Origin of the sequence: Pseudomonas sp. 9.1(2019) (assembly GCF_009910445.1) — a bacterium.
GTDB classification, from domain to species: Bacteria; Pseudomonadota; Gammaproteobacteria; order Pseudomonadales; family Pseudomonadaceae; genus Aquipseudomonas; species Aquipseudomonas paraversuta.
The window spans coordinates 402874-429553 of the sequence record NZ_VBWF01000010.1 but is presented as its reverse complement, the minus strand read 5'-3'; the positions used below and the strand labels follow the sequence as shown (position 1 = coordinate 429553).

The window sequence follows — 26680 nt, the reverse complement described above, 5'->3', positions numbered from 1 at the left end:
GTGCTTTAGTCCAAAAAGGAGACTAAAGCCGCATATTATGCCTCGATGCAGACAAGTCTGACGCAAAACGCGGATAATTCGCCACAATTGAATATTTATTCCCTGTGGCCGGGGAGAAAACCTGGAGATCCACTGTCGTAGGATCTTTAACGGAGGAAATGTATGAAGCGGGGCGTTCTGTTGGCAATGCTGGTTTTGGGTGGCTGTGCATCAGTCACGGATATAGAACAGACGCTGCCCACCATGAGTGTGATATCAGGCAAGAAGCCTGATGCGTACGCTCAGTGCCTGGTACAACAACTGTCCAGTACTCGAAGGGCGCCACAAATTGAGCCGCATAAAGAAGGTTTACGAATCATCGTCCCGCAAAAGCTGACGTCGAATCCTACAGCCGTGATTGATATTGAAGAGCGTTCCGGCGGAAGCAGCATCAAGGTCTATGAAAGCATGTCCAACGTGCCGGTGCGTCCTGGAGATATCCGCAAAGCCGCAACCCATTGTATTTCTGGTTGATCGCTGGCAATCCGGGCCCACTGTCCCCTCTGTAAAACCTGACGGCTGCTGCTTGCGGTGTCAGGTTTTTTTGTGCCCGGGATTAAACCCGGTGCAAGTGCAGAGGGCGTTCAGACAGCAAGCCGGGGCTTGGCGTTAGCGGCAGGTTATTGCTGTGGGCAGTGGTATCTCCAAGGTCTGTCCTGAGCAAACTACTTGCACACCACCACAATATTTCGGCTGTTGAAATTGCCCACATCTACGCCCAAGGTTTTCTGACTATTGTCCGCCACCGGTGAGCCGTCAGTTCCCACAATGCTGTAGCCGGTCCCGGCACAGGAGGCGTCAGCCTTTTCGTAGCACTTGGCCCAGGACATGGCCTCGCCAGAACAGTCTATGCTCAGTCCTTGCTTGCCATCCACCAGATAGGTGCTGGATGCAGTGGCACAGCCGCCAAGAACCAATAGTGCAAGAAGCGTCAGGGGCTTATTCATCAGGGTCAGTCTTCGAGAGTTAGGGGTCAGGATTTATTGTTGCGTCGACGGGCTGCGGGTGCTGGCTGATCCTGGAGTACAGAGGCAACCTCTACTGCGGCCTGTTCCGACTCAAAAGGACCGGCGACTTGCTCGTCAGCCGAGTCGGTAATCCACCATTGATTCGGGCTGACATTTTTTATCAGGTAACCGTTGATGCTGTTTGTTGTGGCGGACATGGTGCAGTGGCCTTGTTGGCGGGGGAATGGGCGTAATAATAGCGCTTATTCAGGGCTTAAAGCTCGAGTAATGCCAGTTTGCCCACACTGCTTCAGAGCCCGTGCGGGCTGGTCCACAGGTCATGTGGAGCAGTGGCGATTAGAAAAACAGGCAATAAGTGAACTAACTGGCGCAAATTTTCTCTATGTTGGCATCAGTTTGCTATCGGGAGGCATTGTAAGCTCGAAGCCGCCTGATTAGACTGCGCCAAAATTCGAACGTACAGCCCTTTTAAGGACTCATATGATCAAGAAATGCTTGTTCCCAGCAGCCGGTTACGGCACTCGCTTTTTGCCAGCGACCAAAGCCATGCCTAAAGAAATGCTGCCGGTGGTGAACAAGCCACTGATCCAGTACGGGGTTGAAGAAGCACTGGACGCTGGCCTGAACGAAATCTCCATCGTGACCGGACGTGGCAAGCGCGCACTGGAAGACCACTTCGATATCAGCTACGAGCTGGAAAACCAGATCAAGGGCACAGATAAAGAAAAGTACCTGGTCGGTATCCGTCGCCTGCTGAGCGAATGTTCTTTCTCTTACACCCGTCAAACCGAAATGAAAGGCCTGGGTCACGCGATTCTGACCGGCCGCCCGCTGATCGGCGACGAACCCTTTGCCGTAGTACTGGCGGACGACCTGTGCGTCAACCTGGAAGGCGACGGTGTTCTGACGCAAATGGTCAAGCTGTACAACCAGTATCGCTGCACCATCATTGCGATCCAGGAAGTTGATCCCCAGGAAACCAACAAGTACGGCGTTATCGCTGGTGACCTGATTGGCGACGACCTGTACCGCGTGCGCAACATGGTTGAAAAACCGGCGCCCGAAGACGCTCCTTCGAACCTGGCCATTATCGGTCGCTACATCCTGACTCCGGATATTTTCGAACTGATCAAACAGACCGAGCCGGGTAAAGGTGGCGAGATCCAGATCACCGACGCCTTGATGAAACAGGCGCAAAACGGTTGCGTAATTGCCTACAAATTCAAAGGCAAGCGTTTCGACTGCGGTGGTGCTGAAGGCTACATCGAAGCCACCAACTTCTGCTTCGAGAACTTCTACAAAACGGGCAAAGCTTACTAACAGAGCCCGTCTGTAACGTTTCAAGAGAAAGCCACCTGCGGGTGGTTTTTTCGTTTTTTTACATTCGTCAGCACCGGTGCTGGTCAATCGCGCTGAAGTGATTATGCTGATGAGCTGCCCAGGAGATAGAAATGGCCTACGAATTTGATTTGTTTGTAATTGGTGCGGGATCCGGCGGTGTGCGCGCGGCCCGTTTTGCTGCAGGTTTCGGTGCCAAAGTCGCGGTAGCGGAAAGCCGCTATTTGGGCGGTACGTGCGTCAACGTCGGGTGTGTACCCAAAAAGCTGCTGGTCTACGGCGCACATTTTTCCGAGGATTTCGAACAGGCTTCGGGGTTTGGCTGGAGCCTGGGCGAGGCGAAGTTTGACTGGCCAACCCTGATCGCCAACAAGGACCGCGAGATTCATCGTCTCAATGGCATCTACCGCAACCTGCTGGTCAACAGTGGCGTGACCCTGCTCGAAGGCCACGCCAGACTGACCGGTCCCAACGAAGTGGAGGTCAACGGTCAGCGCCACACCGCCAAGAACATACTGATTGCTACCGGTGGCTGGCCGCAGATCCCTGAAATCCCGGGTCACGAACACGCGATCAGCTCCAACGAAGCGTTCTTTCTTAAAGAGTTGCCAAAGCGTGTACTGGTCGTGGGCGGTGGTTACATTGCGGTGGAGTTTGCCGGGATTTTCCACGGGCTGGGCGCCACGACTTCGTTGCTGTATCGCGGCGAGATGTTCTTGCGCGGTTTCGACGGAGCGGTGCGCAAGCATCTGCACCAAGAGTTGATCAAGCGCGGGATGGACGTGCAATTCAACGCCGATATTGCCCGTATCGACAAGCAGGCGGATGGCAGCCTCAAAGCCACCCTCAAAGATGGCCGCGAGCTGGTTGCCGATTGCGTGTTCTATGCCACCGGACGTCGTCCGATGCTCGATAACCTGGGGCTGGAGAACACCGGGGTCAAACTCGACGAGCGCGGCTTCGTTGAAGTGGACGAGCTGTACCAAAGCGCCGAGCCATCGATTCTGGCGATTGGCGACGTGATTGGCCGGGTACAGTTGACGCCGGTTGCACTGGCCGAAGGCATGGCCGTGGCACGGCGTCTGTTCAAGCCTGAGCAGTACCGCCCAGTGGACTACAAGATGATCCCGACTGCGGTGTTCAGCTTGCCGAATATCGGCACAGTGGGCTTGAGCGAAGAGCAGGCGATTGAAGACGGGCACCAGGTGCGGATTTTCGAGAGCAGCTTCCGGCCGATGAAACTGACCCTCACAGAGTGCCAGGAACGCACACTGATGAAGCTGGTGGTTGATGCCGACACCGATAAAGTGCTGGGCTGCCACATGGTCGGGCCAGAGGCGGGGGAGATCGTCCAGGGCCTGGCAATTGCCTTGAAGGCCGGCGCCACCAAGCAGCATTTCGACGAAACCATCGGCGTGCACCCGACCGCAGCCGAAGAGTTCGTGACCATGCGTACCCCGGCCAAAGGTTAAGAGCCGGCTCCCACACCGGCCTGTAGGAGCGAGCTTGCTCGCGATGGCGGCGATGCGGTTTACATGAAGAACTGCGTTACCCGCATCGCCGGCAAGCCGGCTCCCACAATAAAAACAGCATGCCCAACCCCGGCCTGTACCTGTAGGAGCGAGCTTGCTCGCGATGGCGGCGACGCGGTTTACATGAAGAACCGCGTTATCCGTATTGCCGGCAAGCCGGCTCCCACAACAAAAACAACATGCCCAACCCCGGCCTATACCTGTAGGAGCGAGCTTGCTCGCGATGGCCGCGACGCGGTTTACCTGATGAACCGCGTTATCCGCATCGCCGGCAAGCCGGCTCCCACAACAAAAAACAGCATGCCCAACTCCGGCCTGTACCTGTAGGAGCGAGCTTGCTCGCGATGGCTGTGACGCGGTTTACCTGACGAACCGCGTTACCCGCATCGCCGGCAAGCCGGCTCCCACAACAAAAAACAGCATACCCAACTCCGGCCTGTACCTGTAGGAGCGAGCTTGCTCGCGATGGCGGCGACGCGGTTTACCTGATAAACCGCGTTATCCGTATCGCCGGCAAGCCGGCTCCCACAACAAAAAACAGCATGCCCAACCCCGGCCTATACCTGTAGGAGCGAGCTTGCTCGCGATGGCGGCGATGCGGTTTACCTGATGAACCGCGTTACCCGCATCGCCGGCAAGCCGGCTCCCACACCAAAAACAGCATGCTCAACACCGGCCTATACCTGTAGGAGCGAGCTTGCTCGCGATGGCGGCGATGCGGTTTACCTGAAGAACCGCGTTACCCGCATCGCCGGCAAGCCGGCTCCCACAACAAAAAACTGCATGCTCAACCGCGGCCTGTAGGAGCGAGCTTGCTCGCGATGGCGGCGACGCGGTTTACCTGATGAACCGCGTTATCCGCATCGCCGGCAAGCCGGCTCCCACAACAAAAGCAGCATGTTCAACCCGGGCCTGTAGGAGCGAGCTTGCTCGCGATGGCGGCGACGCGGTTTACCTGATGAACCGCGTTACCCGCATCGCCGGCAAGCCGGCTCCCACAACAAAAAAGAGCATGCGCATCAGCTATCTGAAGTCCGCATACGGTATCAACGGTTGCACCGGCATCGGCAAGTTGCCCTGCCAGGTGTCAAACGTATACCGCAGGTAGAGCATCGCCCGGCTTGGGGCGTAGCCTTCACTGTGTTGATAGAGCAAGCCACCGCCCAGCACCAGATTATCCGTCAGCCGGCGTTCTACCAGGCCCTGCAGGCGAATGCCGATGCCATTGCTGTTGCCTCCCGACGTCTCTCCCAACCCTTCCGATAGCTCGTAACCGGCCTGATCCACTGCGTGCAGAAGCTTGTCGTTCAGCCCGCTCAGAGGGTAGAGGTCGTTGGACTTGGTTTGGGCGTACGACCAGCCCACCGAGCTTTCCAGGGATACCGACCAGTTGGGCGTACGAAAGGCGTAGTTGAGCGGTACGCCGATGGAGAAGTATTGCTGGGGACTGTAATACCCGCCCTGGCCCAGGGTGTATTCGCTCAGGTCTTTGTCGTAGCTCCAGTACATCACGGTCAGACCGGTGCGCATGCGTTCATCGGCGCGCTCCACCAGGCGATAGTAATAGCCCGCCATGGCGGTGTTCTTGTGGTTGTCTTCGACATTCTTGCCAACCAGCCAATGCTGCCCAAGACTGGCCCACACGCCGTCAACACCGCCTTCGTCGTGGCTCAGGCTCAGGGTTACGCCGTTAGAGGTCACACCCCCCCAAGTCACGCCCGTATTGGGGTCGGTCGCACCGGAGTACGACAGGATCGAGTTGCTCAAAGGCCGGCGCGATCCGGTCAGCGTCCAGCCCACTGAGCCGATCTTGCTGCTGTAGGCCACGCCGCCGAGCCAGTTAGGCACTTTGAACGTATCCGGCGTGCGGCCGATATCAACGTTCCATGTCTCATTCTTCCAGCCAGCCGCCAGCATGGTGCCATTGGCCGATTGCGAGCGGTCCTCACAGCCCGAGAAGTCCGGTCCGTCGGTGCCTTTGCGCCTTACGGCTACCCCGCAGGTGCCATAGTTCTCACGGACAAGACCGTCCGGGTCGGCTTTGAAAGCCCCGGCATCCATGTTGATCTGCTCGGCCCGCATAAAGCCGGTACCATCGGCAATCGGTAAATCCAGTTGCAGGATGGTGGTCCGGGTGTCCGTATCCGAGGTGCCCTGGGAGGCATTGTCCGAGCGCCAGCCGTAATCGGTGTACAGATGCAGCGTCGGATTTTGTCGCTGGTACAGTTCATCCACGTCACTTCGCAGGCTGCTCGCCAGCCATTGGTCATCGTCTTTTTCACGACTGGCCATGGTCATGGCGCGATCGTCCCGCGGGCTGGCCTGCTGCGCGGGCAGCAACCCGGCTCCGGCCATGCTTTTGGCGTAATAGTCCAGGGCTTGCTGCGGCTCAGTCGCGGAGATCAGGCGCGCTGCATCGCGGTACATCAACGGGTCGGCCTGGGGCGTCTTCAGTAGCTCGGCGTACATGGCCCGGGCTTTCCCCGGTTCACCCACGTCGGACCAGGCGTTGGCCACCCGGCGTTGTTGCGCAGGGGTCAAGACCACGCCCGGAGCCGGCTTGAACTGTGCCAACTGCTGACGGGCCGGGGCCAGTTGCTTACTGGCAATCAGGCTCTCGATTTGTCCCAACTGCGCATTGATGTCGCCAGGTTCATTCTTCAGCACCTGGCTGTACAGCTTTTGCGCCTGGGTAAAGTCACCGCGTTCCTGGGCCCATCTGCCAACGGTCATCAGGTCGTCGTTGTCGGGTTTTTGCATCAGCAGGGCAATCGCCTGGGGCTCCTGGCCGGCTGCGCGCAGACTGTCGGCCCGGGCCACCAGCACGTTGCGCTGCAAGCGCGCATCGAGCTGAACCATGTCGTCAGTCCATTGCGCCCTGGGCAACAGTTCCAGCGTGCTCAAGGCACTGGCATCGCGCTCGGTGCTCGACAGGTAAAGCGCGTAAGCGTAAAGCGCCTGCGGATTTTTGCCCTGGCGCTGCATCAGCTGTTTGAAACTGGCGTCGGCGGCGCCCGGTTGATTGATTTCGCGCTGGGCATTGGCCAGGCGATAAGTCAGCCAGGGTTCATCGGGGGTCAAGTTGCGGATTTTGCTCAGCAGCGCCACCACTTGGGGCCAGTCCTTGCGCTCAGCGGCGGCATCGGCCTGGCGGTTGAGCTCGTCCAGCTCCAGGCTTTGGCGCAACCCGGCGAATTCCCTTTGACTGGCAGGGGGCAGGCTATTGAGGAAGGCCTTGGCCTTGTCCGGTGACTGGGCGGTATACAGGCGCACCAGAGCGCGCACCGCACTGCCATTGCCGGGTTCCAGGCGACGGGCCTGCAGCAGCAGGGCTTCAGCCTGGATATCATCGTGTCCGGCACGGGCAACGCTGGCCAGCCCGATCAGCGGGTCGGCATCCGCAGGTTTGGCTTTGCGCGCTTGTTGGTAAGCGTTGCGGGCAGCGACCAGGTTGTTCTGCTCCAGGGCCTTGTCGCCTTGACTGAGCAGCATCCGATAACGGCTGGCGTCCATCAGGTCTTGCCATTTGCTGATATTGGACGTGTCCTGATCCTTGGTCCGCGCGGTGGCGAAATTGGCACTGGACTCCTGATAGCGGCCCTGGCGAAACAGGGCCATACCCAATGCTCCGTAGAGCGTCGGGTCCTCGGGATATTGCTTGATGGCACGGCGCAGCAGACCTTCGGCGGCCACAGGGTTACGGGACTGATCAATCATCTGCTTGCCCTGTGCGCCTGCTTGCCAGGCCGGATCACCAAGCAAATGCTGTTGGGTCTGCAGATTTTTGCTGGCTTCGCCAAGCAGCGGGGAGGCCGGGTACCGATTGACAAAAGCCTGCCAGGCCTGGGCGGTAGAGCGATTCACGGGCTGGCCATTGAGGTACTGGTATTCGCGCTCGGCGGCGGAGTTGCTGGCCAGCGGGTCGGTTGACAGTTGATGCAGCACCACCAGCGCTTCAGGTGCCCGATTCTCACGGAACAGCAAATCGGCCAGGGTTTGGCGCAGCCCCACGTTACCCGGGTACTGGCTATCCAGTGCGCGCAGTTGTTCGATCACCCTGGGCCGTTGGCCGGGGATATTGCTGCGAATACGCAGATATTCCAGTGAGGTGGCGAAATCCGGAGGCGCATTGCCAAACAGTTGCTCGAAAATGGTGGCAGCTTCTTCCGGGCGGCCTGCGGCGGCAAACAGGCGGGCCTGCTGCAGGGCTTTCTGGCTTTGCGGGTCTTGCAGTTTCATCAGGCTCTGGGCCTGGCGCAGCGCTGGCGAGTCGGGCGCGATGCTTTGCAATTGTGCAAGGCGCTGGTTTGCCAGCCCCGGTTTTTTGTCCAGCAAGGCCTGGCGGATCGAGGCCACCAGCGCTTGGGGATTGTTCGGTGCGATCAGGCTCAGGCGCGCCAATGAGTCGCGCACCAGATCTTCGCGGTACAAGGCTTCACCGATCCGCACCTGCTCCAGCAACCACTGTTGCTGATCCTGCACGCTGACTGGCTGGGCCATGGCCGCAGTGGAAAAACCGCTGAGCAATAACGCCCATGTCGTTAATTTTTGCATGTGTTCGCCCACGCAGGACTGAGCCGACCATCCTTGTCAAAGCGATAGCGTTGTTGATCCCAGCCCTGGCCGAACAACAGCAACGACTGGTTGTAATAAGCATCGGCCGCGGGCGGGTCTTGCTGCACGCGAGCCTGCTGGACCGCCAGCGCCGGTGAATCGGCGCTGGCGAGCAGCGGTAACAGGGCCCCTGAGAAACCCACCGGACCGGTGCCGGTGTAGGTGCCGGTTATGGCATCTACGCTCTCTGGCGGATAACCCAGGGTCCGGGTCAGATTGACCATGGGGGCAAAGTGCTGTTGCAGGGTCTGGCGATTGGTCGCGTCCGGGGCCAGCATGCCGAGCCACAGGTAGACGCGGATCGCATCGTAGTCCCCCGCGCTGCCATCCTTGGGGTCCGGGGCCCAGCCGCCTGCGGCTTGCCACAGCAGCCAGTCAGGGGCAAAACCCTTGGGCGAACCTTCGATCAGCAGACGTTGCTGATTGCTTGCCAGCTCGGCCCAGATAGGTGAGATCTGGGCAAAGCGGGCCAGCAGTTGGGGCGGCATATAGCTGGGGTTCAGGCGCCAGCCTTGATCGCTGTCAAATCCCACATCACCGGGCAGTAGCATCAGGCCCAGCCCGGGCAACGTGCGCAGGCTTTGGGCGGCGCTGCGCCAGAGCATGTTTTGCCCTTGCGCGATATAAGCCGGCCACTGCCACAGCCGCCCGGCCTCCAGCAAGCTGTAGGCAATCCACAGGTCGGAATCGCTGGCGTTGTTGCTATCCAGCACTTGCCATTTGCCGCTCTTGGACTGTCCCCACTGCCACGCGGGCAGATGCTTATCAAGATTGCCCTGGGCCAGGTTGTTGCGGGTCCAGTCGAGAATCTTTGCGAAACCTTGCCGGTCGTTACCCACCAGGGCAAAAAACAGCCCGTAGCTTTGCCCCTCGGAGGTGGTGATCAGCTGCGCCGAGGAGCTATCGATAATGCGTCCGTCGGCGCTCATCATCGCCTTCTTGTAACTGTCCCAGGCGGGCCAGTTACAGGTAGCAGCGCTCACCACCTGGGGCAAGGCGCCGAGGGTCACGGACAGGGCCAGTGCAGCAAGGCGTCCCATGGTCTCAGTCATCCTTGTTCAGGCGACGGTTGGCTGCCCAGCTCAGGGCCCGCCACAGCAGGAAGGCTGTCAGCAGAACGCTGATGACCGCCAGTACCGCCAGCAACACCGGGTGCTCGGACAGTTGATACCACAGCAGCAGGTACCACGGCAGATTACCCACGTAGTACTGGTCCCCGACCAGCTGGCTATAAACCCCGCTGCTGCGAATCAGCGCAACAGAGCCTGCCACTGCATCCAGTTTGCCGCTGTCGCCGATGGCATCACGCAGCAGGTTGTAGTCGGCGTCGTCATTGCCCAGCAGTGCAACGATGCTGCGCTGGTCATGGTGCGGTGACTGCATGCCCAGAATGGCTGCAATCGGTGCCTGGGCCGTGACCTCTGTGCGGTTGGCCGGTTTGTTGCGCTGATCAGGCGACGGGCCGCGGCGATTGTTGGCATCGATGGCGGAATTGCCATAAGGCTGTACCAGCATGTCGCGCTGGCGTTGCAGCAACAGGCTCAGGTCCGGATTGTCGCGCATCTCCGGTGCCATTTGCCCCAGCAACAGCAGATCAGCGTCTTCTTTGGCTGCCGCCTGCCAGTCATCGCTCAGGCGCAAACCGAAGGCCGGATAGCCGGAGCGGGCAGAAATCCCGGCCACGGCTTCAAGCAGGGTACTGATCTGGGTAGGAGTGGTCTTGGCCGGCACCACCACGATCGATTCCGACATGTCGGCCATGCGGCTGAACGGGAAACCGCTGCGGGCGAAGGCCTTGAGGTCTGGCATGCTGATGTAGTGGTGGTAGCCGGACAGGTCGATGGTCGAGTCTTCATCGATGATGGCCTGGGTGTTGGCCGGCAGTATGGTCTGGCAACGATCACGCTGGGCGCTGCCCATGGTACTGGCGAAGTTGAAGTCGAAACGCAGGCGGTTGCGGTCGCCAATTTTCAGCGAAGGTACCACCAGCTTGTCATTGGCATTGGCCGTGTCGTTGGACAGCACCGCCAGACGCAGTTCTTCAAGGCTGCTGGTGTCTTTGCGGACCAAAGGCAGGCTGGTGATGAACTGTTCGTTGAGGCTGATGTTCAGGCGCGAATCATCATTGGCCGACGGTGCGGTGTAACGGTATTGGGTGCGCAACGGAATGCCCTGGTTGCGCCACACAAACAGGTCGGGTGGCAGGTTCACATCCAGGGTGATCGGCCGCGGTTGCAATCCGCTGACTTGCAGCTGCTGCGGGTAGCTGATCAGCTCGGCGAAGCGCACCGGGCGGTCGGTACGCATCCAGGCCGGGGCATCGTAAGGTTTGCGGGGCTGCAGTTCTTCGACCTTGTCGATGGTCACGCGAGAGCCGCGCAGCAGGTTGCCGCCCAGAGCGAGGGCCTTGGCCGCGGTGGCCAGGTCTTCTTCGTTACGGCCCATGATCAGCAGGATTTTGCTGTAAGGCGCATCCGGGTGGTCAATCAGCTCGACCACAGGCGCGGTCACGGCCGGGAATTTTTCCAGGTCGCTCATGAACGCCGGGCGGTGATCATTGGTGGCAAACACCACCGAAGGCTGAGTGGCTTCCTTGTTTTGTACGCTTGGCAAAGCGTCATACAGCACCGGGAAACTGGCGCCGCGCCAGTTGGACTGGCTGCCGAAGTACGACGCCAGAATGGCGGCGGCTTTCTGTTCGCCCAGGGTCGGGTTGGCAGCGAATACAAACGGCAGTTCAAGTTTTCCGCTGTTGCGTGGATCAAAGAACGGCAGCGGGAAAAAAGCCAGATCGTTGGTCAGGCTCAGCGCCTGCTCTTGCAGGGTGATGCTGCTGGAACGGCTGATATTGACCCACAGGGTGCTGTTGGCCGGGTCTTCGCAGATATCGGTGTAGTGGCCGATAAACTCCAGGCGAACCCGGTTGAAGTCCGAAATCAGGCGCGGATCAAGGGCCATCTGCTGAGTGGTTTTACGCCCCAGTTGATCCTTGTCGATGGGTAGCACCCCCATCAGCACATCATTGAGGTACACCCGGATATGGGAGACGGTCGGGATCAGCGAGGGCGAGGGGGTGTACTCCAGTTGCAGGCGGGCATCGCTGGCAATCCGGTCGCGGCGCAGGGTGAACTCCACTTGCTCCGAGTTGTTGATCCCCAGCAGCAGGGTGTCGGTGGCACGCCCCAGCTGTTCAAAGGTGCGGGTCACCGTCCAGCTCGGCAATGGCTGGAGCGAGTCCTCCACGGGCGGCTTGGGCAGCGGCGCAGGCGAGCTGCCCGGCAATGGCAGCGGTGCAGACATCAGCTGTGAGGCGAAGGTCATTAGCGCAAGGCTGGCGAAAAAAGCTTTTTTGGAAAATCGACTCATGATCTGCTCACTGGCCGGGAGATAAGAGGGGTGGACGCTTTGGGCATGCGCGGCAAAAAGCTGCCCAGCCACTGAAGAACTCGCATGAACGGACGCGCAAGCGTGCGCACCCAGGCAGGCAGGTATTGGTAAAGGCGGTAATAGCCTTTGGCGCCCAGGGCGAGAATTTCTCTCAGGCTCTGGATCGGCTTGTCGGCTTCGAATCCGCTGTTGTGATCGAGCCAGGCATCGGCCCGGCCAAAGGTGCACTGGACGAACTCGATTTTCTGTTCGGGCGCCAACCCGGCGAAGCTCAAACCCATAAACATGTCGTGGGAGCGGGTCAGGCTGCCGGTGAATACAAACTCGCGGTTGCCGCGCTGCAGAATCAGTGACACCAGGGTGCCGACCGGCAATTGCAGGGGCTGAATGAGCTGCAGGCCGACCCCGCCATCGGAGTAGTCCACCAGTTCACAGGGGTAGCAGTGGCCGTCGCTGAGTCTGATCGCCCCCGGCAACCGGGTCTGCACCCGATGGGTGTGACGCACCTGGCGCACTTCAGCAGCCACGGCCACGGCAGCACCGATGATCAGCAGGTTGTAAATCACCCACAGCACGCTGACGAAAATAGTGAAGATCTCGTCTTTGGGCCCGTAAAACAGGCGCCATACCGCAAAGCCGAGGCCGAGTACGTTGAGCAGCGACAGCACCAGGTAAGGTTTGGCGGTCTGCCAGTCGAACTGGTTCTCCTCCATCATGCCGCCCTTGGCGGTGACGTTGAACTTGCCCCGGGACGGGCTGAACAGGGCCACGGTGGTCGGCCGTGCGATGTACCAGGCCAGCACGGTCTCGTACACCTCGCCCCAGAATGTCTGGCGATAGGCGCCTTGCATCCGTGAGTTGGTCAGGCTGGCATGGATCATGTGCGGCAATACGTAGAGCAGAATCATCAGCGCCGGGGCGTAAATGATGTAGGCGTGCAGCAGCAGAAAGGCCAGCGGCGCAGTGAGGAACACGATCCGCGGCAGCCCCACCAGAAAGTGCATCATGGCGTTGGTGTAGCAAATACGCTGGAAGAGGGTCAGGCCTTTGCCCAGCAGCGGGTTGTCGGTGCGGAAAATCTGCACCATGCCCCGTGCCCAGCGGATCCGCTGGCCGATATGGGCCGACAGGCTTTCAGTGGCCAGGCCGGCAGCCTGGGGGATGCGCAAGTAGGCCGAGTTCCAGCCGTTGCGATGCAGGCGCAGGGCGGTGTGGGCATCTTCGGTGACGGTTTCGACGGCAAAGCCACCGATCGAGTCGATCGCGCTACGCCGGACGATGGCGCAAGAGCCGCAGAAGAACGCGGCGTTCCACATATCGTTACCGTCCTGGATCAAGCCGTAAAACAGCTCGCCTTCGTTGGGGCGGTTGCGGAAAGTCCCGAGGTTGCGCTCGAACGGGTCCGGTGACAGGAAGTGGTGCGGTGTTTGCACCAGTGCCAGTTTCGGGTCGCGCAGAAACCAGCCCACGGTCAATTGCAGGAAGGAGCGGGCAGGCATGTGGTCGCAGTCAAAAATCGCTACCAGCTCACCGTCGATCTGGGTCAGGGCATGGTTCAGGTTGCCGGCCTTGGCGTGGCGGTTGTCGGTCCGGGCGATATAGTTGATGCCCGCTTCCTCGGCGAACTGTTTGAAGCTTGGACGGTTGCCGTCATCGAGCAGGTGAATGCGCAACTTGTCCTTGGGCCAGTCGATACCCAGCGCGGCATACACCGTGCCGCGGGTCACCGAGAGCTCTTCGTTGTAGGTAGGTATCAGCAGGTCGACCGTCGGCCACAGGCTGGTATCGCGTGGCAATTGCGCCGGCTGGCGATTGAGCGGCCAGGAGGTCTGAACGTAGCCCAGAATCAGCACCAGCCAGGAATAGGTTTCTGCCAGCAGCAAAATAAGGCCGCATACCAGATCCAGGGAGTCGTTCCAGTTCAGGGTCGAGGTGTAGCGCCACCACAGGTAGCGGCACGAGATGATCACTGAAAGGGCAATCATCAACAGCGTCGGGAAGCGCCCCGGTATACGCCGCACCAGCATCGCTATGCCCCACAGCAAGATAACGAACACCAGTTGCGCCAGATACCCGAAGGGTTCGGTCACGCAGATAATGATCAATACCGCTGCCAGCACGCCAATGGCGATGTACAGCGCCTTGCGCAGGGGCCAGCCCATGGTGTTCCAGCGGCGCGTGCTTTTAATCACTTGCGGGCTGATCGCCGTAGGCAACCGCACAAAGGCATTGGACAGCAGGTTCCAGGGCTGCTGCACAATCCTCAGCAAGGCCTGCAGCAGCGAGCGCACATACTTGCCTGGCGAGCGGCGGCCCCGGCTCTGCTCGGCCGGGCGCACCAGCAGCAGCCACAGGCTCTGGATCGCATAGCGCAGCGGGTCGCCAATGCTCGCGGACTTGTCCGCCAGATGCGGGTACAGACGTCGGTGCTGTGCGCGCAGGGCTTTCCAGCTGGGGGATTCGAGGCGCAGGAAAATCCAGCCGAGCGCCTGAAGCGAAGCCAGAACAAAGGCCGTGAAACGGCTGCAGTTTTGTTCACGGCGCAAATAGGTATAGGGAAACCAGCGCTCTGTCATTCAAGCCTCCGGCCACGCAGCAGGCACCAACTGGCAAGGCTGAGGATGTCCTGGGCGATCAGGCTGCCCGGGGCATAACGGCCTGCCGGTTCGCGCCGGGCCAGGGCTTCGCCCACGGCTTCATCGCTATGCAGGCTGACCGGCAGCAGGTAGCGGGCATAGCGATATTGCCAGATCAGCACCAGGTCACGTTGTAACTGGCTGGCCGCGTCATAGCGATTGACCAGCAACAAGGGCCCATGGCTTAGCTGTGGCTGCAACAGTACATGGCAAGCCGCATCGGCATTGATTACGGTGATTGCGATCTCGCAGTGCGGGTTAGCCGCATGTCCCGGCAAGCGTTGCGGCAGATCGAACAAGATCCAGTCAAAGGCCTCGGCCAGCTCTGCCTGGCGCTGCTTCCAGAGTTCGGGATCGGCCAACAGCAAGGCATCGAGCTGCAGGTATTCGTCAGTGCTCAACTGACCGTAGGGCAGTACACAGAGCCCGGGCTCAACGGTCCATGCCTGCTGGTGCCAGGGTTGCTGGTCCAGGGTGGCCCGCGCCCAGCCCTCAGGCGGGCCGAGCTTGAGGTTGAAGTGCAAGCCGAGGGTGTTTTCCGGGCACATGTCGACCATCAGGACTTTTTGTCCCAGCTGGTGCAGTGCGTAACCCAGTGCCGCCAGGGTGGAGCTGGTGCCCACTCCGCCACGCACGCCATGCAGGCTCACGCAGATCATGGGTTCGGCTCCGCGGGCAAGTCCTGGGTGTTCGCCCTTTGCAGCTCTTCGACATGGGCCAGCAGCGGCCACCGTTCAAAGGCTTGCAGCAACTCCATCTGCGCCGAGACGTCGACATAATTGAGCGATGGCAAGTCGATCATCGATTTGAGGCGGGCGATGTCATCGGCGCGCTCTTTGCGCGAAAGGATGTCGGCGCTTATTTGAGCTTCTGTGGGTAAGGTAGCCATCCACCGTTCTCCTTGATTCGCACATAAGGCTTTCCGTTGTAGTCCAGCACAACAGTCCCAGAGTTTTCCGATACTTTCGCGGTCTGCGGCAGGTCAGTCAGCAGTTTTGTCCAGTCCACTGTCTGGCCATTACTGAGGGCCGGGTCGGCATACAGGCGGGCAATGATTTCGGCAACGGCCAGATAGCTGCTTGGCTCGGTGATATGCACCGGAGCGGTCTGACCGTTATCGCCCATATTGATCAGCTTGATGCCGACCGGAACGTGGGTGATGGAGTCACTGGGGATTTCGCGCATGCCGGCAATCTGCATCCGGTCGCCATGCAGGGCTGCACCGTGCTCAGGCACGATGGCCACAACTACCCGACGGCCACTTTTTTGCAGCTCTTTAAGGAACGAATTCAAATCATCGAGCAAAAGCTGGGCCCGGCTGCTGTAGTCGGCTGCCTGGGTGCCGCCATCGGACTGCACCTGACGGTTACCGTCGTGCAGGGTGGTGGTGTTGTAGAACAGCGCCATATTCGGCTGCTTTTCGTTCAGGCGGTGTTGCCACCACTTGCTCAGCACATCGCGGTCGCGCCAGATCGGCGAGCCATCGAAGCCGACATAGGTGCGTGGCAGGCCAGCCGGAACAACCCCCAGTGCCGGCTGTGGCAATTCACCCTGTTCACGGACTTCCTGGAGAAAGCCGTCGAACTCGCCGGTGTGGTTCAGCATCAACTCATCCGAGAAACCCAGCTTGCGCAGGTCATCAAACAGCAGGCACTGATCGGCCGGTGGCTTGTACAGCTGAGCGTGGGATGTCTGGCCGCAACTGGCGCGTAACAGGCGGATCGCTGCCGGGCCGCTGTAGGCTGTAGCCGAGTTGAAGTTGTCGAAAATCACATCCATCTGGCTGAACAGCGAGTTATCACGCAAGCCCACGGCATCCAGGTCGTCCCAGGCCATGGAGCAGATATTGATCACCAGCAGGTCAAACGGCGGTGGCTTGACGGCGGGGTCCTTGAACTCGACCTTGCGGCTTGATTCAGCAAGATAGAATTTGTCCAGATAGCCATTGAGCGTCGCATCGTCCGGTTCACCGCCGCTGCCGGCCTGAGCGGTCTGGCCGGGCTGGGTGCTGGCCATTTGCTGATCGGCGGCAGGGGGCAGCAGCCATTGCAGGCTGCCCATGCTCAACCAGGCAAAGCCCAGCAGGGTGAAGGTGGTCAGGCGCAGCCACTGGCTGAGAAACAGATAGCCGACCACCAGCAACAGCAACATGGCACACACTTGCCAGTCGATGAAACGCCCGAGCAATTCAACGATGTAGTCGAAAGAGAAGTCCAGTACCCCGGGTTGCGCCAGCAAACGGCTGAACGGCGGGAACCAGGTGTCTTGGTACAGCAGTGCCACAGCCACCGGGATTGCTATCAGGGTGCGTGCGCGGCGCAGCATTGGATGGCCGATGGGGATCAACAACACCAGGGCGAAGATCAGGTTGGGCAATACCTGGAAGTTCAGGTGACCGGTCCAGGTCAGCAGGAATTTGCCGAGGAAATACACATTCCAGGCACCCAGGCCGCGCCAGGAGCCGGAAATCTTGTGCGCCGGGGAGGCAGGCTTAGACAGACTCATCGGGCGCTCTCAAAGAAGGGCTGGCAGGTGCACGACGTCGAACGCCGCGGGATTTCAGATAGCGGGGTGACAGGTACTGTTCGAAGTGATCCTTCAAGTACCTGCGGATGCGCTGTGCGAACAGTGTCAGCAGCACGGTTACCACGCAGGTCAGGACAATCACATCAATCAGGTCAAGGAACGTCATGCTTGTGGCTCACGAATGGGCAACGTGGTGCGTTGCGGTGTTAACGGCATGCGGCTACCGGCAGCAGGTGTCGCCATTACGGTGTTTTCAATCGGAATACTCAGGTGGGCAGGTACTGATCCGGCCTGCATAAAAGCGTCCTGCGGCAGATCATCGGGGCCGGTGAGCACCTGACGCTGGAGAAACATGTCACGCCATGGCAGGCGGCAGATATTTCCCAGGGCCGGGTCCAGGCCATCGGCACGGCAGGCGAACAGAAACAGATACAGGTCTTCATCCAGCACGCAGGCAAAGTCACCGTAGCGGCGCAGGCACATCTGGTTCAGGAACAGTTCTTCGGCCAGCCCGGGAACCGGTTGAAACCGGACCAGTTGGTGGGTGACTTCACCGGAACTGTCGTTATAAATCTGCTCCACGGTTTCGAAGAATTCCCGCGGGCTTACCAGACCGCGAATCTGCGGTGGCCGCTGGCGTTCCAGCAGCGTTGCAAAGTCGCTGTTCTGGCTGTATTGCCAGCGCTGGCCCTGAACACTTTCGATCATGCTGAGGAATCTTGAGAGCAGGGTGCCGTCCGGAACAATCAGGTTGGCCCCGCAGGCCAGCAGCAGTCGCTCGTCGCGATAGCGCACGGCGGGTTCCATTTCCCGCACTACGATCTTCAGTGTCGGGCCGCACTGTTCCCGCAGGTCGTGCAGTTGTTGGGCCAGATCGAGCAGCTGGTGGCTGTTGTCGATCCCTACAATGACTGTGGCCTGTCTGGCGTTGCGGGCTTCTGCAAGCAATGCTTCGCGGCTTTCAAACAGATACCAGTGTTTTGACAGTGATGGCGTGCCTTCCAGCACGGCGCGTTCGGCCAGGTACAGGTGCTGGTCGTCACCGACCCGTGGCTGCACGTCGACTGCGGTATCGGGGATCAGGGTAAGGGCATTGTCCTGGATCGCGAGTTTGAACTCCTGACCTGCCGTTACCCCCATATGGTTGTGCCAAAAGTGCAGTTGGTAACGCATGACACCGTTATGGCGATACAGGCGACCCAGGCCGGACAATGTCTCGTTGAGTTGCAGCAGTTGCGCATGCAGGAGCGGCGCCTCGCCGTGGGTAATCACCAGCAAGGTTGCATCGCGCAACTGCAGCCACTCGTGCAGACGCTGACACCAGCGTTGCAACTGTTTTGCGGTGGTGGTTTCAGCCCAGCAGCTGGCAGGTAGCAGCAAGGTAATCTGACTGCCGGCAGCGACACCGATGCGGCCCATATCCCGGGTCAGCGTGGCGAGCCCTTGCTCGACTTTGGCGAGGGGGATCTCGAACTGCCGGAGTTTGTCGGGGCCCAGATCGGCCGCCATTGTGCCGGTGATACTTTGCACCGCGTCCGCACAGCAAATCAGGGTCGCAGGTACATGCTCGGGAATCGCTTCAAGAAACTGTCGGGCCAGCAGCCTTGCATCAGCCTGTTGATCGACCGCGACCCAATACAAGCCACCGGTGCGCAACACGATCTGTTGATCAAGCAATCCACGGATAGCCAAGCTGATATGAACCAAGCGTAACGTCCCCCCAGGGATATACGAGTTGCAATACACCCCATGTTTGTCGGGAGTATTGTCTCGTTGCATACAAGGCGTTCGAGTAATGCCTTGCAGCGGTGACTTATTATTGACGCCAATCAAATGTTGATCGACATTTTATATAGCGGTGCCCGATGCGAAATACACCTGTTTGTTGGTTGTAAGCAATGCTCTGGAAGAGTAGTAGTTAAAATTAGAGCATGTAGGCAGATGCGCATCGTATCACTGAAAAATCATCCGAGACTATGATTCCAGTCACATGTCGTCAAAAAAATACCGCCTATTTTTCCGTCGGCATTTAATTGGCGCCTTGAGGGGGCGCGTTTAAAGCGGGTTTGCGGGCGTGGAATTCAGCCCTCTGTACGCAGGCGAAGACGCTTATGTGTACGCCTGGCTTTCTCGGTGACCTGTTGCGTGCTATTGCTTAGGTGGGGGTGTTGGCTTGAGCCCCTTGAGCGGACTCATTTAAAGAGTCTGGAATCGTCACCGAAACGTCTAAGAGGTGCAGATATGCCAGTCAAACACGATTTGTTGCAAGACTTGGGACTCACTAAAGAGGCTGTCAGCAAGTGTCGCAGCGAAAACGCTCATCTGAACCAGTTGTTTGTGCAATATGGCGAGAAGGATGCCGAGGTCATTGAAGCGGAGGCCGGGGAGGCCATTGGTGTCCCGGATGAGGTCTTGAAGAAACTCAAGGAGCAAAGGCTCCAGATCAAAGACAAAATTGTCCAACTACTGAACGTTTAAGTCACCGCAAGCTGCAGGAATCGTATATGTCCAGAATTATCAAAATTGTTGCCACCTTAAGTGCCAAGCCTGGTCATGGGCCGGCTGTTAAACAGGCGCTGAGTGCATGTGTGGCCGGATCACGGGCTGAAGCCGGTTGTCTTTTCTATGACCTGCATGTAGACCGCTCCAATCCCGAGCGTTTTGTATTCATCGAAGGCTGGAAGGACATGGCGGCCATTGAGCACCACAAAACCACAGCGCATTACCTGGCGATGGGCAAAGCTGTTGCTGACTTGATCGAGCATCGTGAAGTGCTGTTGCTGGACGAGTTGAGTATCTGAGACAGGGATCAACACAGCAGCATCAAGCGGCGGCCCTGAACAGGCCGCCGTTTTCATGTCGGGCTTGTGCAAGCTTGTTAAGTCCCTCGGCAGCGACTACAGGGCCTTGGCCATGTCGCGTAACAGGTATTTCTGGACCTTGCCGGTCGAGGTCTTGGGCAGCAGGGTAAACACTACCGTGCGCGGCACTTTGAATCCCGCCAGGTGCTGGCGACAAAAAGCAATGATATCCAGCTCGAGCACCTGCTGGTGGTCATCCTTGAGGGTGATAAAGGCACAGGGCGTTTCGCCCCACTTTTCATCCGGGCGGGCGACCACCGCCGCTTCCAGTACCCCGGGATGACGATAAAGCACGCCTTCAACTTCGATGGTCGAGATGTTTTCGCCACCCGAAATGATGATGTCTTTGAGCCGGTCACGAATCTCCATGTAGCCATCCGGGTGGCACACGGCCAAATCCCCGGTATGGAACCAGCCCCCCTCAAAGGCTTGCGCGGTGGCACTGGGGTTCTTCAGGTAACCCTTCATAACGGTGTTGCCACGCATGAATATCTCACCCATGGTTTCTCCGTCCCGCGGGGTCGGTACCAGGGTTTTCGGATCGGCAACCATTACCCCTTCCAGCGTCGGATAGCGTACCCCCTGGCGGGATTTGATCTGCGCACGCTCGGCCAGCGGCCGGGCATCCCATTGCTCATGCCAGGCGCAAATGGTCACCGGGCCATAGACTTCGGTCAGGCCATACACGTGGGTGACTTTGATGCCCATTTCTTCCACCGCACCTATCACTTGGGCCGGTGGCGCTGCACCCGCGACCATCACACTCACCGGATGATCGATGGCAACCCTGGCGGATAGCGGCAGGTTGGTCAGGGCATTGAGCACAATCGGCGCGCCGCACATATGGGTGACCTGATGCTCCTGGATCAGACTGAGAATTCGTTGCGGATCAACCCGGCGCAGGAACACGTGCACGCCGGCCAGGGCCGTGATGATCCACGGGTAGCACCAGCCGTTGCAGTGGAACATCGGCAAGGTCCATAGATACACCGGGTGATTGCCGATGGCCCAGACCATCTGGTTGCCCAGGGAGTTAAGGTAGGCCCCGCGGTGGTGATAGACCACGCCTTTGGGGTTGCCCGTGGTGCCGGAGGTGTAGTTGAGCGCGATCGCCTGCCACTCATCTGCCGGCCATTGCCACGGGTGGTCAGGGTCGCCCTCGGTCAGCAGCGCCTCGTAATCCAGTGTGCTGACCGGCTGGCCTTCGCCGTATTGCGGGTCATCCACGTCGATGATCAGCGGTGGATGATCAAGCATGGCCACGGCAGCATGGATCACGGCATGGAGTTCACGGTCGGCAATCAACACCCTGGCTTCGCCGTGGGCCAGCATGAAGGCAATGGCTTCGGCGTCGAGGCGTACGTTAAGTGCATTGAGCACTGCGCCGAGCATGGGCACCGCAAAGTGGGCTTCGAGCATGGCCGGGATATTGGGCAACATCACCGCCACGGTATCGCCCTTGCCAATCCCGCGAGCGGCCAGCGCACTGGCCAGACGCCGGCAGCGCTGGTAAGTCTGCAGCCAGGTGCGGCGAATCGAGCCGTGGATCACGGCGGGGTAGTCCGGGTAGACACTGGCTGTGCGTTCGATAAAGCTCAACGGCGACAGGGCAATATGGTTGACAGCATTGGGCTCAAGGCCTTGCTCAAAAATCGACATGAAGGTCTTCCGGTGGCTGATTGTTAGCTCTTTGGCTGCCCGCGCCCATCGGTGGGCGGGACAGTTTTATGTCCGGCCTGACTTATAGCTCACTCGGTGTGGCATAGGGAAGCAATGGCCCCGGGCTAATCCAGCAGCGCTGCCATGGCAGCCATTACCTCGGGCTTGTCGGTGTGGGCCACGTTAAAACGCATGCAGTGGCGCAGTGCGGGGTCAAAGCCGAACAGGATGCCCGGCGCCAGCACCAGATCCCGGGCGAGCGCCTCCTGGGCCAGGGTTGCGGCGTCCCGTGCGGCGGGGAGCGTGGCCCAGATATACAGGCCCCCGGTGTAAGGTGCATTGAGGGTGAACCCCAGGCCTTGCAACCAGCTGGCCACCCGCGCACCGCTGGCCAGCAGACCTTGCATCACCCGCTTGCGGTGTTTGTGATAGGTGCCGTCAGTGAGCATCGAACAGACGACCTGTTCGAACATTTCCGAGGTGATACCACCGCACATCAGTTTCAGATGGGTCAGGTTGGCGGCTGCCTGCGCCGAGGTCACAACATAGCTCACCCGCAGATTGGCACTCAGGGTTTTGGAAAAGCCGCTGAGGTAGGTGACGTGTTCGATCCCGGCCAGGGCCGCGAGCCGCGGAGGCGGGTCAGGGTGCCAGTCGCCGTACAGATCGTCCTCGATGATATGGCAGTCATGACGCTTGGCCAGCTCCAGCAAGCCGTAGGCCTGGGCCGGAGAAAAGGAATGGCCGGTGGGGTTATGCAGCAGGCCTGTGGTCAGATACAGGCTCGGCCGGTGCTGTTCAAACAGCTGCTCCAGCGCTTGCAGATCCAGCCCCTGGGGAGTGCGCTCAAGGGTCACGACCCGTGCCCCGTGCAACGCCAGATTGGCGTGGAAGTTGAAGTAGCAGGGCATGTCCAGCAGCACCGTATCGCCGGGACGCACCCGCAAGCGCAACAACATGTCCAGTGCCTGCACGGTGTTGGCGGTGGTGATGATCTGCTCGACGGCAACGTCCAGGCCCTGGCCCAGCAGTTTTTGCTGGAGTGCCAGACGCAATGGCAGGTAACCCGCCGGATCGCCATAGCCGGTGAGGCGCAGCCCCGGCGAGCGGCTGAGCTGGCGCAGGTGGGTACGCATGGCGCTGGGCTCCAGCCAGCTTTCAGGCAGATGCCCGCTGCCAGGGCGCATGGCGCCGCTGGCGCCGGTCAATGAGCGGCGCAGGACACTGGTCAGGTCTTGCGGCAACAGATCAAGCGCGCTCGCCCGTTCTGCAGCCGCAGCCCTGGCCGCGACAAAGTAGCCAAGGCCCTGGCTTGAAGTGATCCGGCCCTGTCCACGCAAGCGATCGAGAGCCTCAATCAGGGTGAATTTACTGACGCCCCAGCTCAGGGCCATTTCCCTGGCGGAGGGCAGTCTGGCCCCCGGGTTCAGGCGACCTTGGGTAATGGCCTGGTTCAGGGCTTCGACAATCTGCTGGACTTTGGGAGTGCCGGGCTGGAATTCAATCGTGGGGATAGGCATCAATGACCTCGTACTTTACCGGTCATGCTACCAGTAAAGTACGGTCAAGTTGGTCGGGGCTTGATCTGCCCATGCCGGGCTGCGCCACCTAAACTGCGGAACCGCTCGCAGGTGTTCGAGCAATGGTTTCGGGATCTGATAAAGATAATGGCCACACAACTGACACTCGCGTCCTTCCTCTACTTTCTGTTTTTCTGCGCCACCATGACCTTTAGTCCCGGGCCCATGACCTTACTGTTGATGGGCTTCGGCATGCAGCAAGGCTTGAAGCGCTCAATGCCGGTGCAGCTTGGCGCCAGCGCAGCGTATCTGGTGTCGATCCTGATTTTTGCCGTCGGATTTGCCGAGCTGGTCAAGGGCAATCCCCTGATCAGTCGCGTCATTCAATGTATCGGCGTGGCCTATTTGCTGTATCTGGCCTATCGGCAATGGAACAGTCGGGCACTGTTGCTGGAGCGTCCTGCCGAGTCCCTGGACAGCAGCTTCAGGGGGCGTTTCGCCAAGGGGCTGCTCACCGGCTTTGCCAACCCCAAAACCATTGTCATGTTCAGTGCCGTGTTCCCGCAGTTTGCCGGGCAGGGCAGTGCCACCCGGGCGCTGGATCTGGCGGTACTGGGGCTGGTGTTCTTACTGTTGCAGTTCACCAGCGGCTGCCTGTATTGCTACTTCGGCCAGCGGGTGCGGCGGGTGCTGCAAAGCCCGTCGCGACAAGTTCTGTTGCAACGGGCCACAGCCATCATGCTGTTGGGGGTGGCCATTCTGTTGGCCCGGGGGTTTTAGCGGCTGAGCCTCAGAAACGCAGGGTAGCCCCGGTGGTCAGCCAGCGGTCGCGGTCGCGGTTCAGGGTGCGACCGAGCACCAGGTCCAGATCCACGGCAGAGCCTATGTGGAACCTGGGACCTGTCTGCCAGGACTGCTCGCCGCCTTCTTCGCCGTAGCGTTCGCCAATCAGGGTCAGCGAGTTGGTAACGGCATATTCAAAGCCGCTACCCCAGGTCAGTCGGTGGCTCTGCTTGCCGTCGTTCCAGGCATGGCTCCAGCCGCCGTTAAGATTGAGTCGCAGGGGCGCGAAAGGTTGCCAGGTGAGCGGCAGATTGAGATCGGTGCCGTCATAGCTGTGGGCCCGGTTCAGCGCAAAGCGGGCCTCACCCGATAGCGCCAGTTCCAGGCTCTGGTCCAGACTTGAATACAGCTGCGCCTTGAGTTGCGGGCTCAACTGTCGGGCGGTGCCGTCGTTGCTGTGACCTTGCTCTATGGCGCCTCCCCATTGCAGCCAGGGCAGGTTGTGCGAAGTACAGCCCTGGGAAATGACTGCATTGTGGGTGGCGCTGTGGTGACGGTTGCTGGTGAACCAGGCGTCGATGTTGCATTCGCCGGGGCTGTTGATTGCGCCGTCGTCGACCACGTATGAACCACCGGACGCACAGGTTTTGGAGACCAGGCCAAGGGTCAGGGCGATGCTCATCGAAGCGCCGACCCAATGGCGAACGGCTGCTGAACGGGATACTTCAGTCATGGGTAAAACTCCTGAGTGGAATCGATAAAGGTCAGTTGTTAACCGTTACAACATGAATGCCGGCCGCTCTGGCCCGGCTGATCAGCGCACAGGTGTCATCTCCCCCGGGCAGGGCAATGACCACGTCCGGGCGACTGTCCGTGAGCATGAATTGATTGCGCCGGCGCTCGGCCTGCTTGCCGAACATCTTCCAGTTCGGCGGGTAGCGCACCACATCGACTCCCGCCTCGCGCGCCCAGTCCTCCACGGCGCTGCCCAGATACGGACTGGCGCCGTGAATCAGCACGCTCACGCCATTGATGGCCTGGTAGGCATCCAGTACGCGCAGGCACATCAGGGTGTCGGCGTAATGGCGCCCGGCACAGATCAAGAGGCGCACGGGTCAGTGTCCCTGGAGTTGTGGTCGACGAAGCCGTTGAGTTCTGCGCAGCGCTCCAGCACCGGGTAGCCGAGGGCGGCAATATGGTGATGAACCCGCCGATAGTCGCGCAGCACGCGCTGGAAAATATCCCCGGACTCGGCCCAGGCCGTTTTGTCATTCTGCAATTTACGAAAATGCTCGCGACTGGCCCTGGCCTCCAGCTTGCGCACGGTGTCCTTGTGGCTGACCAGGGTGTTGGCTGCCAGCACGTCTTCGCCCATGAAGGCGGTCACTGCCAGGTTCAGGCTCTCCTGCAGGGCCTGGTGCATGGCCTGGATATGGCGCAGCTCGAAGCTGGAAAAGTGCTCGCCACGGCGGGTTCTGCGGATGGCCAGTTGCGCCAGGTTGTTGAGGATGTCGCCGGCATGTTCGAGGTTGATCACGAACATCAGGATCTCCTGGGCGCGGTCGGCGTCATGATCGCTCAGCCCGTCATGGCCTATATCCGCCAGGTAGGCACGAATGGCGGCACTCAGCAGGTCCACCGAGTGATCCAGCTGGCGGACTTTGGCGAAGGCGGCCTGATCGGGCTTCTCGAACAGTTGCAGCACCTGGCTGAGCATCAGCGAGGCCATGTCCGCCAGGCGCAGGGCTTCGCGTACGGCGTTGGACAGCCCGATATTGGCCACTTCCAGCCCGGCTTCATCGAGGTATTGCGGCATGCCGGGATCCACCGGGCTCTGCTGCTCGGCAAACAGTCGGCTCAGCAGGCGCGCCATGGGTTCGGTCAGCCCGATAAACAGCAGCGCCAGGGCGATGTTGAATGCGCTATGCAGATACACCACCAGCTGGGCCGGGCCGATATCGGTTCGGCCCAGCTGTGCGGCAATCAGTGGCAGGCACGGCAGCAACAGCAGGCTGCCGAACAAACGAATCAGCAAGTTGCCCACGGGCAGGCGCCGCGCCACCGGGGAGCCGGCACTGAACACCGAGGGCAAGGCACCACCTATGTTGGCACCCAGCATCAAGGCCAGCGCCGTCACCGGGGTCATCATGCCGGCACCGGCCATGGAGGCAATGAGCAACACCACTGCCACGCTGGAGTGGCAGATCCAGGTCAGCAGGACTGCGACCAGCACCGCGGTGACCAGGTCGCCCTCAAGGCTTTGCATGAGCGCGCGGAACACCGACGTGGCTTCCATATGACCCAGGCTGGCGCTGAGCAGACTCAGCGCCAGGAGCATCAGCCCCAGTCCGATCAGCGCGCAGCCGATGCTTTCAAAGCGTGAGTCATCGCGCAGGCGAAACACCACAAAACCCACCAGCAGTATCACCGGCATCGCCAGTGAAGTGTCGAAACTAAGCAGTTGCACCACCAGGGTCGAACCGATGTTCGCTCCCAGCATCACGGCCAGGGCTGGCGCCAGGCCCAGGGTGCCGGCGGCGGTAAACGAGGTTGCCATCAGGCTGACGGCGGTACTGCTCTGCAGTACGCCAGTAATACCGATTCCGGAAATCAGCGCCATCCAGCGATTGTTCAGGTTGCGCCCCATCCAGTTACGCAGCTGGGTACCAAACCCGCGCAGCAGCGCCGTTGAAATCATATGGGTGCCCCACAGCAACAGGGCTATGGCCCCCGCGAGGTTGAGTAACAGAGTGGTTCCCGACATGAGGAATCTCCACATAACAAACATTCATTGTTTTGCGGGCGCCACACCGGCGC

The 26680-nt window shown here is 59.9% G+C and carries 24 protein-coding genes; 8 read left to right on the top strand and 16 right to left on the bottom strand.

All coding sequences use genetic code 11. The annotated features are described in order from the left end of the window. Positions 1–162 precede the first annotated feature (162 nt). Positions 163–513: a hypothetical protein gene (locus tag FEZ21_RS15330; protein WP_003445727.1), complete on the top strand. Its 351-nt coding sequence runs from the start codon at positions 163–165 to the stop codon at positions 511–513. A 191-nt stretch (positions 514–704) separates the two neighbouring features. Here the strand turns inward: FEZ21_RS15330 and FEZ21_RS15325 are convergent, their stop codons facing one another. Both FEZ21_RS15325 and FEZ21_RS15320 read right to left on the bottom strand, forming a co-directional pair. Continuing rightward, positions 705–986, bottom strand: a complete 282-nt coding sequence (locus FEZ21_RS15325; RefSeq protein ID WP_003445711.1) for a hypothetical protein — start codon at positions 984–986, stop codon at positions 705–707. A 26-nt stretch (positions 987–1012) separates the two neighbouring features. Continuing rightward, positions 1013–1204 carry a hypothetical protein gene (locus FEZ21_RS15320; RefSeq protein ID WP_081481317.1) on the bottom strand — a complete coding sequence of 64 codons (192 nt, stop codon included), beginning with the start codon at positions 1202–1204 and terminating at the stop codon, positions 1013–1015. A gap of 283 nt (positions 1205–1487) precedes the next feature. On the opposite strand from FEZ21_RS15320, the gene galU reads away from it, so the two are divergent. From galU to FEZ21_RS22495, 4 genes are all read left to right on the top strand, one after another. Further along, positions 1488–2327: a UTP--glucose-1-phosphate uridylyltransferase GalU gene (gene galU, locus FEZ21_RS15315; RefSeq protein WP_003445709.1), complete on the top strand. Its 840-nt coding sequence runs from the start codon at positions 1488–1490 to the stop codon at positions 2325–2327. Between the two features lie 131 nt (positions 2328–2458). Beyond that, positions 2459–3817 (top strand): glutathione-disulfide reductase, encoded by a 1359-nt coding sequence (gene gorA / locus FEZ21_RS15310; protein WP_003445707.1) that lies wholly within the window; start codon positions 2459–2461, stop codon positions 3815–3817. 183 nt (positions 3818–4000) lie between these two features. Next, entirely contained in the window at positions 4001–4204 is a 204-nt protein-coding gene (locus FEZ21_RS15305) for a hypothetical protein (protein WP_160627738.1), read from the top strand. 282 nt (positions 4205–4486) lie between these two features. Then, positions 4487–4681 (top strand): hypothetical protein, encoded by a 195-nt coding sequence (locus tag FEZ21_RS22495; protein ID WP_165439701.1) that lies wholly within the window; start codon positions 4487–4489, stop codon positions 4679–4681. Positions 4682–4900: 219 nt separating this feature from the next. Here FEZ21_RS22495 and bcsC read toward each other — a convergent pair whose 3' ends face one another. From bcsC to bcsE, 9 genes are read right to left on the bottom strand one after another with little or no spacing between them, the layout of a single operon-like run. Continuing rightward, positions 4901–8431 (bottom strand): cellulose synthase complex outer membrane protein BcsC, encoded by a 3531-nt coding sequence (gene bcsC / locus FEZ21_RS15300; RefSeq protein ID WP_160627736.1) that lies wholly within the window; start codon positions 8429–8431, stop codon positions 4901–4903. Beyond that, positions 8419–9531, bottom strand: a complete 1113-nt coding sequence (gene bcsZ / locus FEZ21_RS15295) for a cellulose synthase complex periplasmic endoglucanase BcsZ (protein WP_160627734.1) — start codon at positions 9529–9531, stop codon at positions 8419–8421. The genes bcsC and bcsZ overlap by 13 nt, the downstream gene beginning before the upstream one ends. Positions 9532–9535: 4 nt before the next feature. Beyond that, entirely contained in the window at positions 9536–11857 is a 2322-nt protein-coding gene (bcsB, locus tag FEZ21_RS15290; RefSeq protein ID WP_160627732.1) for a cellulose biosynthesis cyclic di-GMP-binding regulatory protein BcsB, read from the bottom strand. Further along, on the bottom strand, positions 11854–14454 hold the full coding sequence (bcsA, locus tag FEZ21_RS15285; protein ID WP_160627730.1) for a UDP-forming cellulose synthase catalytic subunit: 2601 nt from the start codon (positions 14452–14454) through the stop codon (positions 11854–11856). Before bcsA ends, bcsB begins: the two co-directional genes overlap by 4 nt. Continuing rightward, positions 14451–15173: a cellulose biosynthesis protein BcsQ gene (gene bcsQ, locus FEZ21_RS15280; protein ID WP_003445686.1), complete on the bottom strand. Its 723-nt coding sequence runs from the start codon at positions 15171–15173 to the stop codon at positions 14451–14453. The genes bcsA and bcsQ overlap by 4 nt, the downstream gene beginning before the upstream one ends. After that, a complete protein-coding gene (gene bcsR / locus FEZ21_RS15275) occupies positions 15170–15403 on the bottom strand; it encodes a cellulose biosynthesis protein BcsR (RefSeq protein WP_003445683.1) in 234 nt (77 codons plus the stop codon). The genes bcsQ and bcsR overlap by 4 nt, the downstream gene beginning before the upstream one ends. Then, positions 15373–17019 (bottom strand): cellulose biosynthesis protein BcsG, encoded by a 1647-nt coding sequence (gene bcsG, locus FEZ21_RS15270; protein WP_003445680.1) that lies wholly within the window; start codon positions 17017–17019, stop codon positions 15373–15375. The genes bcsR and bcsG overlap by 31 nt, the downstream gene beginning before the upstream one ends. After that, entirely contained in the window at positions 17006–17206 is a 201-nt protein-coding gene (bcsF, locus tag FEZ21_RS15265; RefSeq protein WP_003445678.1) for a cellulose biosynthesis protein BcsF, read from the bottom strand. The genes bcsG and bcsF overlap by 14 nt, the downstream gene beginning before the upstream one ends. Then, on the bottom strand, positions 17203–18747 hold the full coding sequence (bcsE, locus tag FEZ21_RS15260; RefSeq protein WP_003445676.1) for a cellulose biosynthesis protein BcsE: 1545 nt from the start codon (positions 18745–18747) through the stop codon (positions 17203–17205). Before bcsE ends, bcsF begins: the two co-directional genes overlap by 4 nt. A 534-nt stretch (positions 18748–19281) precedes the next feature. Between bcsE and FEZ21_RS15255 the strand changes: the two genes are divergently transcribed. Both FEZ21_RS15255 and FEZ21_RS15250 read left to right on the top strand, forming a co-directional pair. Further along, positions 19282–19518, top strand: a complete 237-nt coding sequence (locus tag FEZ21_RS15255) for a YdcH family protein (protein WP_010657027.1) — start codon at positions 19282–19284, stop codon at positions 19516–19518. 26 nt (positions 19519–19544) lie between these two features. After that, positions 19545–19841: a putative quinol monooxygenase gene (locus FEZ21_RS15250; protein ID WP_003445673.1), complete on the top strand. Its 297-nt coding sequence runs from the start codon at positions 19545–19547 to the stop codon at positions 19839–19841. 96 nt (positions 19842–19937) lie between these two features. Here the strand turns inward: FEZ21_RS15250 and FEZ21_RS15245 are convergent, their stop codons facing one another. Both FEZ21_RS15245 and FEZ21_RS15240 read right to left on the bottom strand, forming a co-directional pair. Continuing rightward, positions 19938–21560, bottom strand: a complete 1623-nt coding sequence (locus FEZ21_RS15245; protein WP_160627728.1) for an acyl-CoA synthetase — start codon at positions 21558–21560, stop codon at positions 19938–19940. Positions 21561–21685: 125 nt separating this feature from the next. After that, positions 21686–23080, bottom strand: a complete 1395-nt coding sequence (locus FEZ21_RS15240; protein ID WP_160627726.1) for a PLP-dependent aminotransferase family protein — start codon at positions 23078–23080, stop codon at positions 21686–21688. Between the two features lie 147 nt (positions 23081–23227). On the opposite strand from FEZ21_RS15240, the gene FEZ21_RS15235 reads away from it, so the two are divergent. Beyond that, on the top strand, positions 23228–23860 hold the full coding sequence (locus FEZ21_RS15235; protein WP_127195368.1) for a LysE family translocator: 633 nt from the start codon (positions 23228–23230) through the stop codon (positions 23858–23860). A 10-nt stretch (positions 23861–23870) separates the two neighbouring features. On the opposite strand, the gene FEZ21_RS15230 is transcribed toward FEZ21_RS15235, so the two are convergent. From FEZ21_RS15230 to FEZ21_RS15220, 3 genes are read right to left on the bottom strand one after another with little or no spacing between them, the layout of a single operon-like run. Further along, on the bottom strand, positions 23871–24596 hold the full coding sequence (locus tag FEZ21_RS15230) for a hypothetical protein (RefSeq protein WP_127195369.1): 726 nt from the start codon (positions 24594–24596) through the stop codon (positions 23871–23873). A gap of 31 nt (positions 24597–24627) precedes the next feature. Further along, positions 24628–24975, bottom strand: a complete 348-nt coding sequence (locus FEZ21_RS15225; RefSeq protein ID WP_160627724.1) for an SLOG family protein — start codon at positions 24973–24975, stop codon at positions 24628–24630. Next, positions 24963–26627: a Na/Pi cotransporter family protein gene (locus FEZ21_RS15220; protein ID WP_160627723.1), complete on the bottom strand. Its 1665-nt coding sequence runs from the start codon at positions 26625–26627 to the stop codon at positions 24963–24965. Before FEZ21_RS15220 ends, FEZ21_RS15225 begins: the two co-directional genes overlap by 13 nt. Positions 26628–26680 lie beyond the last annotated feature (53 nt).

Excerpts from the sequence above, each read along its gene's own strand:
- FEZ21_RS15220 (WP_160627723.1), bottom strand. The coding sequence starts at position 26,627 with ATGTCGGGAACCACTCTGTTACTCAACCTCGCGGGGGCCATAGCCCTG.
- bcsQ (WP_003445686.1), bottom strand. The coding sequence starts at position 15,173 with ATGATCTGCGTGAGCCTGCATGGCGTGCGTGGCGGAGTGGGCACCAGC.
- bcsF (WP_003445678.1), bottom strand. The coding sequence starts at position 17,206 with ATGACGTTCCTTGACCTGATTGATGTGATTGTCCTGACCTGCGTGGTA.
- FEZ21_RS15330 (WP_003445727.1), top strand. The coding sequence starts at position 163 with ATGAAGCGGGGCGTTCTGTTGGCAATGCTGGTTTTGGGTGGCTGTGCA.
- FEZ21_RS15240 (WP_160627726.1), bottom strand. The coding sequence starts at position 23,080 with ATGCCTATCCCCACGATTGAATTCCAGCCCGGCACTCCCAAAGTCCAG.
- bcsG (WP_003445680.1), bottom strand. The coding sequence starts at position 17,019 with ATGAGTCTGTCTAAGCCTGCCTCCCCGGCGCACAAGATTTCCGGCTCC.
- bcsA (WP_160627730.1), bottom strand. The coding sequence starts at position 14,454 with ATGACAGAGCGCTGGTTTCCCTATACCTATTTGCGCCGTGAACAAAAC.
- FEZ21_RS15320 (WP_081481317.1), bottom strand. The coding sequence starts at position 1,204 with ATGTCCGCCACAACAAACAGCATCAACGGTTACCTGATAAAAAATGTC.
- FEZ21_RS15305 (WP_160627738.1), top strand. The coding sequence starts at position 4,001 with ATGAAGAACCGCGTTATCCGTATTGCCGGCAAGCCGGCTCCCACAACA.
- FEZ21_RS15245 (WP_160627728.1), bottom strand. The coding sequence starts at position 21,560 with ATGTCGATTTTTGAGCAAGGCCTTGAGCCCAATGCTGTCAACCATATT.
- bcsZ (WP_160627734.1), bottom strand. The coding sequence starts at position 9,531 with ATGGGACGCCTTGCTGCACTGGCCCTGTCCGTGACCCTCGGCGCCTTG.
- galU (WP_003445709.1), top strand. The coding sequence starts at position 1,488 with ATGATCAAGAAATGCTTGTTCCCAGCAGCCGGTTACGGCACTCGCTTT.
- FEZ21_RS15325 (WP_003445711.1), bottom strand. The coding sequence starts at position 986 with ATGAATAAGCCCCTGACGCTTCTTGCACTATTGGTTCTTGGCGGCTGT.
- bcsC (WP_160627736.1), bottom strand. The coding sequence starts at position 8,431 with ATGCAAAAATTAACGACATGGGCGTTATTGCTCAGCGGTTTTTCCACT.
- FEZ21_RS15250 (WP_003445673.1), top strand. The coding sequence starts at position 19,545 with ATGTCCAGAATTATCAAAATTGTTGCCACCTTAAGTGCCAAGCCTGGT.
- FEZ21_RS15230 (WP_127195369.1), bottom strand. The coding sequence starts at position 24,596 with ATGACTGAAGTATCCCGTTCAGCAGCCGTTCGCCATTGGGTCGGCGCT.
- gorA (WP_003445707.1), top strand. The coding sequence starts at position 2,459 with ATGGCCTACGAATTTGATTTGTTTGTAATTGGTGCGGGATCCGGCGGT.
- FEZ21_RS15255 (WP_010657027.1), top strand. The coding sequence starts at position 19,282 with ATGCCAGTCAAACACGATTTGTTGCAAGACTTGGGACTCACTAAAGAG.
- bcsB (WP_160627732.1), bottom strand. The coding sequence starts at position 11,857 with ATGAGTCGATTTTCCAAAAAAGCTTTTTTCGCCAGCCTTGCGCTAATG.
- FEZ21_RS15235 (WP_127195368.1), top strand. The coding sequence starts at position 23,228 with ATGGCCACACAACTGACACTCGCGTCCTTCCTCTACTTTCTGTTTTTC.
- bcsR (WP_003445683.1), bottom strand. The coding sequence starts at position 15,403 with ATGGCTACCTTACCCACAGAAGCTCAAATAAGCGCCGACATCCTTTCG.
- FEZ21_RS22495 (WP_165439701.1), top strand. The coding sequence starts at position 4,487 with ATGAACCGCGTTACCCGCATCGCCGGCAAGCCGGCTCCCACACCAAAA.